Here is a 12797-nt window from a genome sequence, read left to right as displayed (position 1 = left end):
GAAGGCCAGATCAACAGGCTGAAGATGTTGAAACGGCAGATGTATGGCGCTGCAGGTATCGACCTTCTTCTGGCGCGCCTTCAGCATTCGGCATGACCGCGCCACAGAAATTGAGTCAGAGACAGGATTGCATGCCGATTGACAATCAAGCAATTGCGGGCGCGATAGACATCGCTTTGATTGACACGCTAAGAACGTGAGATGGCATTTTCACTCAAACAGCTTCGCTACTTTATCGCAGTTGCCGAGACCGGCACCGTGTCGGGCGCCGCGCAGACTCTTGCGATCTCACAATCCGCGGTCACCGAAGCGATCCGCGAGTTGGAGGCCGATCTCGGCGTGCCATTGTTTACTCGCCATGCGCGCGGGCTAGAGATCACCCATAAGGGGCATCAGTTTCTGCGCCATGCCACGGGCATTCTCGCGGGGGTCGCCGATGCCCGCCACGCCTTGACGCAGGAGAGTGACGACCTGACCGGGACGCTGCATGTCGGGGTGACCTCGCTGGTTGCGGGCTATGTGCTATCGGATATTCTTGCCCGTTTTCGGCGTGCCAATCCGCAGGTCGAGGTGACGGCATCGGAAGATTCTGGCGATTACCTTGAGCATCTCCTGGTCGGCGGAGAGTTGGACGTGGCGGTGATGGTGACAAGCAACATGCGCGATCGCATGGCGCTGCAGACCGAGATCATCGATACATCGCCCTACCAGCTCTGGCTGCCTAACGGGCACGAGCTAACGACGCGGCCCTCCGTCTCGATCGAGGATCTCACAGGCGAGCCGATGATCATGTTGAGGATCGACGAGGTCGAGGAAGCGACGCGCAAGCTGCTGTCGGCTTTCGGGGCGCGCCCGCGTGTGGCCTTTCGAACCCGCTCTGTGGAGGCGGTGCGCTCGCTGGTGGCGACGGGGGCGGGAATCGCGCTTTTGCCGGAGATGGTCTATCGCCGCTGGTCTCTCGAAGGGGACCGTATCGTGTCCAGAGATGTATCGGGAAGCCTGCCAGTTGTGCAGGTTGGAATCGTCTGGAGAAAAGGCGCCCCTCTTTCGCGTGTGGCGCGCGAATTTGTTCTTGCGGCACAAGTCCATAAAAACACGCGATGATTCCAAGCTATCGTTTTTTCCGATAGCTCAAACCTGAGAATTGAATTTGTGAAAGCTCACGAAGTTTCACAGGCTCGTGTGCAAGAGGGTTCCAACTCTCGTTGCAACAGGGAAAGTCATCATGAAACAGATTTTCAAAGGCTGCGTATCAGGCCTTGCACTCACCGCTGCCACAACGCTTCCGCTGCAAGCCGCCGATATGCTGAGCGAACTGGGAGCGGGGGAAGGCAGCGTTTCTATCGTCGCATGGCCGGGCTATATCGAGCGCGGCGAAACCGATCCTGCCTTCGACTGGGTCACCAAGTTCGAAAAGGCGACAAGCTGCAAGGTCGAAATCAAGACTGCCAACACCTCGGACGAAATGGTCGCATTGATGAACGAAGGGGGCTTCGATCTGGTGACCGCATCAGGCGATGCCTCGCTGCGCCTGATTGCGGGCGGTCGCGTGCAGCCCGTCAATATCGATCTGATCCCAAGCTGGTCGCGCGTCGATGATCGCCTGAAGGACGCCCCGTGGCACACCGTCAAGGGCACGCATTACGGCACGCCTTTTATGTGGGGGCCGAACGTGCTGATGTATAACACCGAGGTGTTCGGCGAGGCGCCCAAAAGCTGGAACGTCGTTTTCGAGGAGATGACGCTCCCGGATGGCGAAAGCAACAAGGGGCGCGTGCAGGCCTATGACGGGCCGATCTATATCGCGGATGCTGCGATGTATTTGATGGCCCACAAGCCCGAGCTTGGCATCACCAGCCCCTATGCGCTTAACGAAGACCAATACGCCGCCGCGCTTGATCTTCTACGCACGCAACGCACGCTGGTGTCGCGCTACTGGCATGACGCCTTCATCCAGATCGACGATTTCAAGAACGAGGGCATGGTGGCCTCGTCCTCTTGGCCGTTCATGGTCAACCTGCTGAAGGCCGACGGCCTGCCGGTCGCGTCCGTGATTCCCGAAGAGGGCGCAACGGGCTGGGCCGATACGCTGATGCTCCATTCCGAGGCTGCTCACCCGAATTGCGCCTATATGTTCATGGAGCATTCGCTGAACTCGAACCTGCAATCCGATCTCTCCGTGTGGTTTGGCGCCGTGCCCTCCGTGCCCGAGGCTTGCACGGACGGATCGGGGATGCAAACCGCTGCAGGCTGTTCCGAGAACGGTCTCGACGATTTCGACAAGATCAAGTTCTGGCAAACTCCGGTGTCGAACTGTGACGGTCAAAACAACTGCGTGCCCTACTACCGCTGGGTGTCCGACTACATCGGTGTGATCGGCGGCCGCTGATCGCTACAAACCGCCCGGATCCGGCCCCTTTTCGGGTCTGGGCGCATTCCCCCGAAAGACCAAAGATGACTGATGCCGTGACCTTCCAAGGCGTTTCGCGCCATTTCGGATCCGTAAAAGCCGTGGACGAGGTCGATCTTTCGATCCGTGATGGAGAATTCTTCGCCATGCTCGGCCCGTCCGGCTCGGGAAAGACGACCTGCCTGCGCTTGATCGCGGGGTTCGAACAACCGACCGCAGGGCAAATCGAGATTTTCGGTGAACGCGCGGAGGGCGTGCCGCCCTATCTGCGCAACGTGAATACCGTGTTTCAGAACTACGCGCTGTTTCCGCATATGAACGTGCGCGAAAACGTGGCCTTCGGGTTGCGGGTCAAGGGCGTGGGCAAGGCCGAGCGTCACCGTGCCGCCGAAGAGGCCTTGGAACTTGTCGAGCTGGGCGGCTATGGCTACCGCCGCGCCGGAGAGTTGTCGGGCGGCCAACGTCAGCGTGTCGCGCTGGCACGCGCGCTGATCAACAAGCCGCGCGTGGTGCTGCTGGACGAGCCTTTGGGCGCGCTTGATTTGAAGCTGCGCGAACAGATGCAGGAAGAGTTGCGCAAGTTGCAACGCGCGCTTGGGCTGACCTTTGTGTTCGTCACCCACGATCAAGATGAGGCCCTGTCGATGGCCGATCGTGTGGCTGTCTTCGCTGAGGGAAAAATCCAGCAAATCGGCACCTCAGAAGAAATCTATCGCTGCCCCAATACGCGCTTTGTGGCCGATTTCGTCGGCTCCTCCAACGTGCTCCCCGCCGATCTTGCGGGAGTCGGGGGTGTGGGCCAATGGGCCTCGCTGCGCCCCGAGGATGTGGTGTTTGATCCTGCCGGCCGAGAGGCGACGGTCACAGGCCGGTTCTTTCACGGCCGGGTGACCAAGCTTTCGCTGGATCTTGCGGGGCAAAGCCTGACCGCTCTGATCCCGGCGCGCGAAGATACCCCTGATGTGGGCGAGGCGGCACGGATTTCCTGGGACCCTGCGCGGGTGCATCTGATGGAGCGGGAAGCATGAGCGATCTAAGCTCAAATGCAGCGATTTTCGCCCCGCGTTCCGGGCCGCTGGCGCGTGCGGTGGACTGGATTATCCGCCACCCCCGCATGTTCGTCTTTCTGCTCGTGCTGCCGATCACGCTGTGGCTCGGGATCGTCTATATTGGCGCGCTCATTGCCCTGCTGATCCAGAGCTTCTTTTCTATCGACGAGTTTTCGGGCGTCGTGGTCCATGAGTTCACGCTGAAAACCTATGGCGAGCTGCTACGGCCCTACAATCTCGACATCATCCTGCGCACCGTGGCGATGGCCGCATCGGTCACCATCGCCGCTGCGATCCTGGCCTTTCCCATCGCCTATTTTGCCGCCCGCTATGCGAAGGGCAAATGGAAGGCGCTGTTTTACGTCGGCGTCATGCTGCCGCTCTGGTCGAGCTATCTGGTCAAGGTCTACGCTTGGAAACTCGTGCTTGCCAAGGAAGGCATTCTGAACTGGATCTTCGCCAAGCTGCATCTGACATGGCTGCTGGACGGGATTTTATCATTGCCCGTGATCGGCGGAAATTCCTTGTCGGTCAGCTATATCGGCACCTTCCTCGTGTTTCTCTATATCTGGCTGCCCTACATGATCATTCCCGTGCAGGCGGCGTTGGAACGGGTCTCCAAGGATCTCACCGAGGCTGCCTCCGATCTTGGCGCAACGCCGCGGCAGAACTTTCGCATGGTGTTGCTGCCCCTCGCGCTGCCGGGAGTGGTGGCCGGCTCGATCTTCACCTTTTCGCTGACTCTGGGCGACTACATCGTGCCCCAGATCGTGGGCAATTCACGGCTGTTTATCGGGCAGGCAGTCTATACCCAGCAGGGCACGGCCGGGAACATTCCGCTTGCCGCCGCCTTCACCGTGGTGCCGATCGTGATCATGGGCATCTACCTATGGGGCGCACGCAAGATGGGAGCGTTCGATGCACTCTGACAACCGATCTCCGTTGGCTCTCAAGCTGGCCGCATTCGGTGGGCTCGTTTTCCTGCTCGCCCCCATCGCGCTGATTTTCCTCTATGCCTTCTCGACCGAGGAGAAGAGCTTTCAATGGCCGCCGCCCGGTTACACGCTGAAATGGATTGGCGTCACCCTTGGGCGCGCGGACGTCTGGGAGGCCATGGCCCTATCGGTGAAAGTGGCCGCGATCTCGACCACTCTGGCGCTGATCCTTGGCACATTGACTGCCGCCGCCGTGGCACGTTCCAAGTTCTTCGGACGCGAGACGATTTCGCTTCTGGTGATCCTGCCCATCGCCTTGCCGGGGATCATCACCGGGATTTCGCTGCGCTCGGCCTTCTCGCTTTTGGATATTCCGTTCAGCACTTGGACCATCGTCTTGGGCCACGCGACCTTCTGCATCGTGATCGTCTACAACAATGCGGTGGCGCGGTTCCGGCGCACATCGGGGGCGCTGATCGATGCCGCCATGGATCTGGGCGCGGACGGGGTGCAAACCTTCCGCCTCGTGATCCTGCCCAATATCGCAACCGCCTTGCTGGCGGGCGGGATGCTGGCCTTTGCCCTCAGTTTCGATGAGGTCATCGTCACCACCTTCACCGCCGGCAATCAAACGACTCTGCCGATCTGGATGCTCGAAGAGCTCGTCCGTCCACGCCAGCGCCCTGTGACCAATGTGGTCGCAATGGCGGTGGTCCTTGTGACCGTCCTTCCAATCCTCGCGGCCTATTACCTCACAAAAGACGGCGAACACACCGCCGGTTCAGATAAATAAAAATAGGGAGACTCCCATGGACACGCAAATGCTGATCGGAGCAAAGCTCGTTTCCGGCACCGAGACTGAGGAAAGCATCCTCAACCCGCGCACCGGCGAGATCATCACTACACTGCCCGAAGCGTCTCTCGCGCAGGTCGAAGAGGCGGTGGACGCGGCTGAAAAGGCTTTTACAGCTTGGTCGCGCACCACGCCTGCCGAACGTTCGGGCTATCTGCTCAGGATCGCGGACCGGATCGAGGCGGAGGCGGAAAATCTTGCGGCGCTGGAGGCGCTCAACTGCGGCAAACCCGGCCCGCTCGCGCTGGGGGATGAACTGCCCGCCATCGTGGATTGCTTCCGGTTTTTCGCGGGCGCCGTGCGCTGCATGACCGGGCCAGTAGCAGGGGAGTATCTCGAAGGGCATACGTCGATGGTTCGGCGCGATCCGATCGGCATCGTCGCTTCGATCGCGCCGTGGAACTATCCTCTGATGATGATGGCTTGGAAGATCGCGCCCGCGATCGGGGCGGGGAATACGGTGGTGTTCAAACCGTCCGAGCAGACCCCGCTGACCGCGTTGGCCATGGCAAATATCTTTGCCGAAGTGCTGCCCGAAGGCGTTGTGAATATCATTCTTGGGCGGGGCGAAACGGTGGGCTCGGCGCTGATCAACCATCCGAAAGTGGCGATGATTTCGGTCACCGGCGATATCGCGACGGGGCGCAAGATTTTGGAAGCCGCCAACAAGACGATCAAGCGCACACATCTCGAACTTGGCGGCAAGGCCCCGGTCATCGTATTCAACGATGCTGATCTCGAGGCCACGATCGAAGGGCTGCGCGCCTTCAGTTTCTACAATGCCGGGCAAGACTGCACCGCCGCCTGCCGCGTCTATGTGCAGGGCGATGTGTATGACAAGTTCGTCGCTGGTCTGACGGATGCCGTCGCTCAGATCTCTTATGGTCACGAGGATGACAGCCTTAACGAGATCGGGCCGCTCATTTCGCAGCGCCAGAGCGACCGGGTGGCGAGTTTCGTGGCTCGCGCGCGCGAGGCCAATCATATCGAGATCACCACGGGGGGCGAATGTCCCGAGGGTCCGGGGTTTTACTACCAGCCCACCGTGGTCGCAGGCGCGCTTCAGACCGATGAGATCGTTCGAAGGGAGGTCTTTGGTCCCGTGGTCTCCGTCACGCGGTTCGACGATCCCGACGATGCGATTAAATGGGCCAATGATAGTGATTATGGCCTCGCCTCGTCGGTCTGGACCAAGGATGTGTCCAAGGGAATGCAGGTCGCAGCAAGGCTGCAATATGGCTGCACTTGGGTGAATACCCATTTCATGCTGACCAACGAGATGCCGCACGGGGGCATGAAACAATCGGGGTATGGCAAGGATATGTCATCCTACGCCTTGGAGGATTACTCGGTCGTCAGGCACGTTATGGTTGCCCATTAGGCGCGGCGTGATGCGCTAGTATCGGCCGCCAATGAGTTGGAGCGAACCAACGTGTGCATATCGAAGGCTGGAAAGAGTCGCTTCTTCGCAATATTTTAGGATCGGCTAAGGCGGTTGCTAAACGCTGATATGCCCTCTGTGCTGATGAGCCTCCCCCTTTGAAGTGGTCCGCCCCTATAGTTAGGAAAGCGGAGGACCAAGAATGGCGATTAAGAGACCCAAGCCTGAAGATATTGTCGTGAAGTTACGGCAGGTTGAGGTGCTGATGGGGCAAGGCATGCCCCGGATTGACGCGATCCGTCAGATCAGCGTGACTGAACAAACCTATGACCGCTGGAAGAAGAAGTACGGTGAAATGGGCACGGAACAACTCAAAGAGCTAAAGCGGCTACAGAAAGAGAACGAGCGCCTGCGACGTGCAGTTTCTGACCTGACCCTGGACAAGCTGATCCTACGGGAGGCCGCATCGGGAAACTTCTGAGCCCCTCGCGTCGGCGGGCCTGCATCGATCATGTTCGCAGTCAGTTCAAAGTTTCAGAGCGACGGGTTTGTCGCGTTCTGGGCCAGCACCGATCCACACAACGTCGATTGCCACGTGGGCGTGCTGACGAAGAACGCTTGGTCGCTGATATGATGGAATTGACGCGCCAGTATGGCCGATATGGCTACCGCAGGGTTGCGGCTTTGCTGAGAGAGGCAGGCTGGCAGATCAACGACAAGCGGGTTGAACGGTTATGGCGACGCGAGGGGCTTAAAGTGCCAATGAAACAACCAAAGAAGGGGCGGCTCTGGCTGAATGATGGGTCGTGTGTCCGGCTGCGCCCGGAATATCGCAACCATGTTTGGTCATACGACTTTGTACATCACCGAACCGATGATGGCAGGGCGTTCAGGCCCCTCAACATCTTGGACGAATACAGCCGGGAATGCTTGGCGATCCGGGTTAAACGGAAGCTGAACTCAACTGAGGTCATTGATGCTCTGACAGACCTGTTCGTCCTGCGGGGGGTGCCTGCCTACATTCGGTCGGACAATGGCCCGGAGTTCATCGCTGAGGCCGTCAGAGACTGGATCAAGGCGGTTGGGGCAAAGACTGCCTACATCGAGCCCGGGTCACCCTGGGAAAACGGATACTGTGAAAGCTTCAACGGCCGGATGCGCGACGAGCTCTTGAACGGCGAGATTTTTTACTCGCTGCGTGAAGCCCAAATCATCATTGAAAACTGGAGGAAACATTACAACACCAAACGACCCCATAGTGCATTGGGCTACCGCCCACCTGCGCCAGAGGCTATCATCCCGATGGACCAACGGCCAATCATGCACTAACTTTTAACACGGACCACTCAAGTGGGGCTGCTCAAGATGCCCGCCAAGTTGCCAGGGATTTGGCCAAAACTGATGAATACGTGATTGCGATGAAGCTCCGAAAAAAGGTCGAAATGCTCTTCGCCCATCTGAAACGCATTCTCGGCCTCGGTCGGCTCCGATTACGTGGGCCATACGGTGCAAATGACGAATTCCTGCTCGCCGCCACCGCCCAAAACCTCCGCAAACTGGCCAAGATCTTTCCTGCACTGCAGCAAACACGCAAAGCCTGATAAGAAAGGCGCTTGCCGTGAATTCAGAACGGCTATTTCTGCGCTCGCGAACGGGTGCTTTTCAACAGAATCGGCGGAAACCGGCCGTTCGCTGCGGGTGCATTACGAACCTTTTGATATCAAAGAAGCTGCCATTCCAATGCGGGCCCCACATTTCCCGATGGATATGTCATGAAGGCGCTCGTCATCTTTTGTGCTGGGGTGCAGTCAAGTATTTGGCGCATTTCGTCAAGTTTGACGCGACCAAGATTGCGACTTTTGGTTCGGTGTTTGACACCATATGTCTCCAGTGCGCCCGACGCTCGTGTAATAGAGCGCCGGGCGTGATTGTCAGCCGATCTGGGCAGTGGCGGGTCCGAAGAATTCGTAGTGAATTCGGGATTCCGGAACATTCGCGGCCTTAAGGCCTTTTACCATCTCCTGCATGAAACCCGTTGGGCCGCAGACGAAATAGTCCGCCTTTTCCGGATCGCTGATTTGCACCAGCCAACTCGGATCAACGCGGCCGGGATGAACACCATTGGCGACGTCGCTCTCTTCGGGCGTCTCGTAGAAAACGTGGCTTTCATGTGCCTTGAGGCGCGAGGCGTCGCGCATTGCGTGATGGTGGCCATTCTGGGTCGCGTGGATATAAACCATCCGCAAATCGCCGCCCCCGTAGCTCTCGAGCATCGACATCATCGGAGTAAGGCCGACCCCGCCCGACAACAGCACGATCTCTTGCTTGTCCGTTGGGTCGAGGAAGAATTCGCCCGCGGGGGCGGCCACATCAATCTCGTCGCCGACCTCTACGGTGTCATGCAGCCAATTGGAGATGCGCCCACCGGGCTCGCGTTTGACGGTGATGCGGTAGGATACGCCGTCCGGGGCAGAGGAGATCGAGTAGTTGCGGCGATATTCCTCGCCTTGAGCGGGAGTAAAACGGAAACTCAGATATTGGCCGGGGCGATGTTTGAGAACGGGCAGGCCATCCACCGGGCAAAGCGTGAACGACATGATCTCGGACGTTTCCGCGACCTTTGAACCGACCTTAAAGCGCCGCCAGCCGCGCCAGCCGCCGTCTTGTTTTTCCGATCCGGCGTAGATTTGCTCTTCGCGTGTGATGAGGGTGTCGGCAAGAAACCAGTAGGCTTCGCCCCAGGCGTTGAGGATCTCGGGGGTCGCGGCCTCGCCTAACACTTCGGCAACAGCCCCCAGCAAGGCATTCCCAACATGCGGGTAATGCTCGGGCAGGATTTGGAGGCCGACGTGCTTCTGTGCGATCCGCTCCAGCGCATCAATAAGAACCCCGGGATTTCTGATATGGGTGGCATAGGCCACCAGCGCGCCCGCCAGAGCCTTGTGCTGGGGCGAATTACCGTGCTGGTGCGACATGTTGAAAAGCGCTCGGATCTCGGGGGCGGCAAGCAGGCGGCGATACATGACCGGAACGATCTGATCGACGTTCTGCGCCACGACCGATGCGGTAGCTTCGATTATCGCGAGTGTTTCTTCTGAGAGCGGCTTGGCCATCTTTATCTCCTGAGCTATAAAACATGCTGACAAGGCGTATCTATTTGGCGCGATATTAAGATGCTAATCACAGGTATGTTTATGCCTGCGACATAGTGTCCGATCCCGTGTTGCGAGACGGGCCGCTTGGGTAAAGCCTGCATCAGGAGAGATGTGCGAATGCGCTTGAACGACACGACAGACCTAGCCTTACGCGTCATGATTTACGCCGTTTCGATCAAAGCCCGCCGCTTCACGATCGATCATCTCGTCGAGGCCTATGGCGCGCCGCGCAGCACGGTCATGAAGGTGGTCAACGCACTGACCCGGGGCAAGTTTCTGACCGCACAACGCGGCCGGTCCGGCGGACTGCATCTTGCCCGGGCCGCCCACGAGATCGGCGTCGGGGATATCGTGCGCCACATGGAGACGGATTTCGACCTCGTCGAATGTATGAGAAGCGGAAGCGGTTGCACCATTACCTCGTCGTGCCGTTTGATCGCCCCATTGGCAGCGGCCCGCGCAGCGTTTCTAGCGACATTAGACACCTACTCGATTGCGGATATGGCGATCTCACCCAGCGATTTCGGACTGGCAGCGTCCTGAAGGAGACAAACCGTTACAACGGGTTTCGTCACAAGCCGCACTTGCGCAAAATGGCTGGTGAGCGAACTTTCTGTTCGCCCAGCCAAAGCTATCACACGGTCTATATAGCCGTTGTGCCGAGTTCTGCGGAAACGTCACGAGGGCAAAGATGACGAGGGCTGGCGGCGTGCCTGGACGCTCGTTGCGTTGTGCAGGCTCTCCGCTAAGGGGATGATTGCCGAGGCTCCCTTCATCGAGGTTTTGGCTGCAAGCTTGCCAAGAGATGCGGCGTTCGCACAGATCTCTGACTGTGCTTGGCCCTTGCGCGCGCCAAGCGAGACGGAGGCACTCGGACATCAGTCCTGCGACCGCGCCAAGCCCGAGCAAAACGCGGCCCCCGTCACTCGCGCAGGAATAGCGCGGCCCCGAACGCCGCCCGCCGTATGGTCAATGGTTTGGACCTCTGGAAAAAGGACAAGGTGGCATGGCGCCATCTCACCAACTCGACGCTACTTTACTGTCTGACGTTAGCAGCTATGGGTCCGAATAGGGCATGAACGTAGGCTTTGTCCCGCTGAGCGGTCGCCCAGTCTGCGCAAGTCCTGCGCGTGGCACTGGACGGCAGCTTCAGGGAAGCCGCATCCCGCTCAACGAGACATTGCCAAGGTCGGGCTGGCGCCCACGTTAGCCCCGACGAGAAACTGCTGCGCGCGGGCTCCGTGGTTGAATTCCTCGTTAACGGAACCGCTGATTTGCACTATCAGCCCAGCACGCGCGATCTTGCCCGTAGCAAATCAAGCGGATTGTAAAGTGTCATGATGTAGAAGAAGGCCATCATGTAAATCGTCGCCGCGCCAAACAATTGAGCCGCTTCTGCGGACACGCCCAAGCTATAGGGACCGCCCCAGGTTTCGGCGGTGCTCCAGATCGCGAATGACAATAGGAATCCGATCGGGGCCATGATCCTCAATCCGCGCCCGCTGATCAAAGACGCCGCCACCAACGCCTCGGTGAGCGCCACCAGAACTGCGACCAGATGTGGCCCCATGGCGTTGGTTACGACCAGAAACAGCTGGTCATAACTTGCAGTCCAGGTTCCTTGCATGTCCGTCTGCGCAGATGTGAGAAAATCCGTAAAGTGGTTCAGGAAATAGGGCTGAAATTTCAACAAGGCATCATAGCCCCAAAGCAACCCAAAGCCATTTCGTGCGAGTGTCAGCAACTCGTTATTCGACACATCCGGAACGGTGCGCAAACGCTCAACACCGATGAGGAACAGAAACATCACAATGTAGGGAAGCGCGACACCGGGGTCCGTTCCATCTTGCCCGAAATCTCCCCCATGTTGGAACACGATCCAGACGAAGGCGGCATAGCCGATGCCCACCCAGCTCATTGGTATCACACCGCGGTTAGAAAGGATCGAAAGCGCGACCGCCAACTCCACGAAGGCCAGAATAATCACCAGCAGATGAAGAACCGGGCTTGAGGTCGGCAGCCCCAGCGCCTGAGCCGACGCGACTTTGTGCTGCCAACTCAGCGAGGTCCAAGAGTCATAGATCAGCACGATACCGAAAACGATCCGTATCCAGTTGAAACTAGCGTAACTGACAGAAGATGTCCGTGTGCGGTCCTCGCCCGCCATACCAAGCGCGGCAAGCGTCCGACGAAAATACCCCTTTGCTCCAGGGGCGTCGTTTAAGGATTTCTGTGTTGCAGATTTCATAGCACTTTACTCCTCTATGACGCCGCGCGACAAAATTTCATCGCTGACGTTCTAGCGTCTATGTATCTGCGTAGGTCTGCGTAGCGGCTGACAACCTTGACTTGCATCAACACGCAGCTTCACAAAGCGGATACGCCGACGTGAGAGTGCAACAGCCGAGAACTGGCCGCGCGGGGTTTGTTCCGCTTTGCCCCGCAAAAGGCAGCGTCTCTCATTGGGCGTTCAGGTCAGGCGCGCCGTCCTTTTTTCTCGTGGGTCATTGTCACTCATCCGGGTCACATATCTCTTCGCAGTCCGGTGGAAATCCCGGTCACCGGCTCTGCATGTGGACTGCCTGTCGAGCATATGGGTCGAGCATACGGGCGCTGGACAGCGCGCGTCATTTGGCTGCGACATAGTGTGGAGTGATCGGGAACGGGCCAGTCCAGACCGGCCAGGCGCAGCAGACTGGCGACCATCCCGGTTGCTTGTCTGAGCGGAAGAATGAACAACTCGGGGCGCCGCCCGTTCGGGGGCAAAAACATGCCAATGGCAGGTTTCCGTGACGCCCTTTCCCCTTGATCGACAGGCAAAACTGGATCGCCACGTGCAAGAAGACCGACGGTCGTCCCTCATGCGGTGCGAGCCAGCCCGTCTTCTTGACCACCCATCCTCTTAGACATGCAAGCATGTATTGGAGGGCAACGGATTAGCAATGTCACAAATTTGCACTGTCTAAGCGCATGGCGTCATAATGCGAACCATGCGCTTAGACTTAATCAACAAC

10 protein-coding genes and 2 pseudogenes are annotated in these 12797 nt (G+C 58.5%); 9 read left to right on the top strand and 3 right to left on the bottom strand.

Going from position 1 to position 12797, the window contains the following annotated elements; genetic code table 11:
* Positions 1-201 precede the first annotated feature (201 nt).
* The 8 genes and pseudogenes from AB4874_RS19600 to AB4874_RS19565 form a co-directional block, all read left to right on the top strand.
* A complete protein-coding gene (locus AB4874_RS19600) occupies positions 202-1104 on the top strand; it encodes a LysR family transcriptional regulator (protein WP_368393276.1) in 903 nt (300 codons plus the stop codon).
* A gap of 121 nt (positions 1105-1225) precedes the next feature.
* Complete coding sequence (locus AB4874_RS19595; RefSeq protein WP_368393275.1) at positions 1226-2389, top strand: ABC transporter substrate-binding protein; 1164 nt, start codon at positions 1226-1228, stop codon at positions 2387-2389.
* A 65-nt stretch (positions 2390-2454) separates the two neighbouring features.
* Complete coding sequence (locus AB4874_RS19590) at positions 2455-3438, top strand: ABC transporter ATP-binding protein (RefSeq protein WP_368393274.1); 984 nt, start codon at positions 2455-2457, stop codon at positions 3436-3438.
* Positions 3435-4388, top strand: coding sequence for an ABC transporter permease (locus AB4874_RS19585; protein WP_368393273.1), 954 nt, complete (start codon positions 3435-3437; stop codon positions 4386-4388). The genes AB4874_RS19590 and AB4874_RS19585 overlap by 4 nt, the downstream gene beginning before the upstream one ends.
* A complete protein-coding gene (locus AB4874_RS19580; protein ID WP_368393272.1) occupies positions 4378-5187 on the top strand; it encodes an ABC transporter permease in 810 nt (269 codons plus the stop codon). Before AB4874_RS19585 ends, AB4874_RS19580 begins: the two co-directional genes overlap by 11 nt.
* A 16-nt stretch (positions 5188-5203) precedes the next feature.
* Positions 5204-6628 carry a gamma-aminobutyraldehyde dehydrogenase gene (locus AB4874_RS19575; protein WP_368393271.1) on the top strand — a complete coding sequence of 475 codons (1425 nt, stop codon included), beginning with the start codon at positions 5204-5206 and terminating at the stop codon, positions 6626-6628.
* 202 nt (positions 6629-6830) lie between these two features.
* Positions 6831-7957 (top strand): IS3 family transposase gene (locus AB4874_RS19570; RefSeq protein ID WP_368393270.1). Its coding sequence is split into 2 segments (ribosomal slippage): positions 6831-7095 and positions 7095-7957, totalling 1128 coding nucleotides; the frame shifts between segments, so codons are not numbered across the junction.
* A gap of 32 nt (positions 7958-7989) precedes the next feature.
* A pseudogene (locus AB4874_RS19565) lies at positions 7990-8229 on the top strand (transposase); the annotation flags it as partial.
* Positions 8230-8559: 330 nt separating this feature from the next.
* Here the strand turns inward: AB4874_RS19565 and hmpA are convergent.
* Positions 8560-9741, bottom strand: a complete 1182-nt coding sequence (hmpA, locus tag AB4874_RS19560) for an NO-inducible flavohemoprotein (protein WP_368393269.1) — start codon at positions 9739-9741, stop codon at positions 8560-8562.
* A 159-nt stretch (positions 9742-9900) separates the two neighbouring features.
* Between hmpA and AB4874_RS19555 the strand changes: the two genes are divergently transcribed.
* Entirely contained in the window at positions 9901-10326 is a 426-nt protein-coding gene (locus AB4874_RS19555) for an RrF2 family transcriptional regulator (protein ID WP_368393268.1), read from the top strand.
* Between the two features lie 739 nt (positions 10327-11065).
* Here AB4874_RS19555 and AB4874_RS19550 read toward each other — a convergent pair.
* Together AB4874_RS19550 and AB4874_RS19545 are read right to left on the bottom strand one after the other, a co-directional pair.
* On the bottom strand, positions 11066-12031 hold the full coding sequence (locus AB4874_RS19550; protein WP_368393267.1) for a hypothetical protein: 966 nt from the start codon (positions 12029-12031) through the stop codon (positions 11066-11068).
* Between the two features lie 350 nt (positions 12032-12381).
* Positions 12382-12701: pseudogene (locus AB4874_RS19545) on the bottom strand (transposase); the annotation flags it as partial.
* Between the last annotated feature and the right edge of the window lie 96 nt (positions 12702-12797).

Origin of the sequence: Thioclava arctica (genome assembly GCF_040892615.1) — a bacterium.
Taxonomy (GTDB): Bacteria; Pseudomonadota; Alphaproteobacteria; order Rhodobacterales; family Rhodobacteraceae; genus Thioclava; species Thioclava arctica.
Note: the sequence above shows the minus strand (reverse complement) of the source record. Positions and strands in the feature narration are given on the sequence as shown.

Bases quoted from the DNA above. Each gene is read 5' to 3' on its own strand.
- AB4874_RS19575 (WP_368393271.1), top strand. From the start codon at position 5,204: ATGGACACGCAAATGCTGATCGGAGCAAAGCTCGTTTCCGGCACCGAG.
- AB4874_RS19595 (WP_368393275.1), top strand. From the start codon at position 1,226: ATGAAACAGATTTTCAAAGGCTGCGTATCAGGCCTTGCACTCACCGCT.
- AB4874_RS19600 (WP_368393276.1), top strand. From the start codon at position 202: ATGGCATTTTCACTCAAACAGCTTCGCTACTTTATCGCAGTTGCCGAG.
- hmpA (WP_368393269.1), bottom strand. From the start codon at position 9,741: ATGGCCAAGCCGCTCTCAGAAGAAACACTCGCGATAATCGAAGCTACC.
- AB4874_RS19590 (WP_368393274.1), top strand. From the start codon at position 2,455: ATGACTGATGCCGTGACCTTCCAAGGCGTTTCGCGCCATTTCGGATCC.
- AB4874_RS19585 (WP_368393273.1), top strand. From the start codon at position 3,435: ATGAGCGATCTAAGCTCAAATGCAGCGATTTTCGCCCCGCGTTCCGGG.
- AB4874_RS19580 (WP_368393272.1), top strand. From the start codon at position 4,378: ATGCACTCTGACAACCGATCTCCGTTGGCTCTCAAGCTGGCCGCATTC.
- AB4874_RS19555 (WP_368393268.1), top strand. From the start codon at position 9,901: ATGCGCTTGAACGACACGACAGACCTAGCCTTACGCGTCATGATTTAC.
- AB4874_RS19550 (WP_368393267.1), bottom strand. From the start codon at position 12,031: ATGAAATCTGCAACACAGAAATCCTTAAACGACGCCCCTGGAGCAAAG.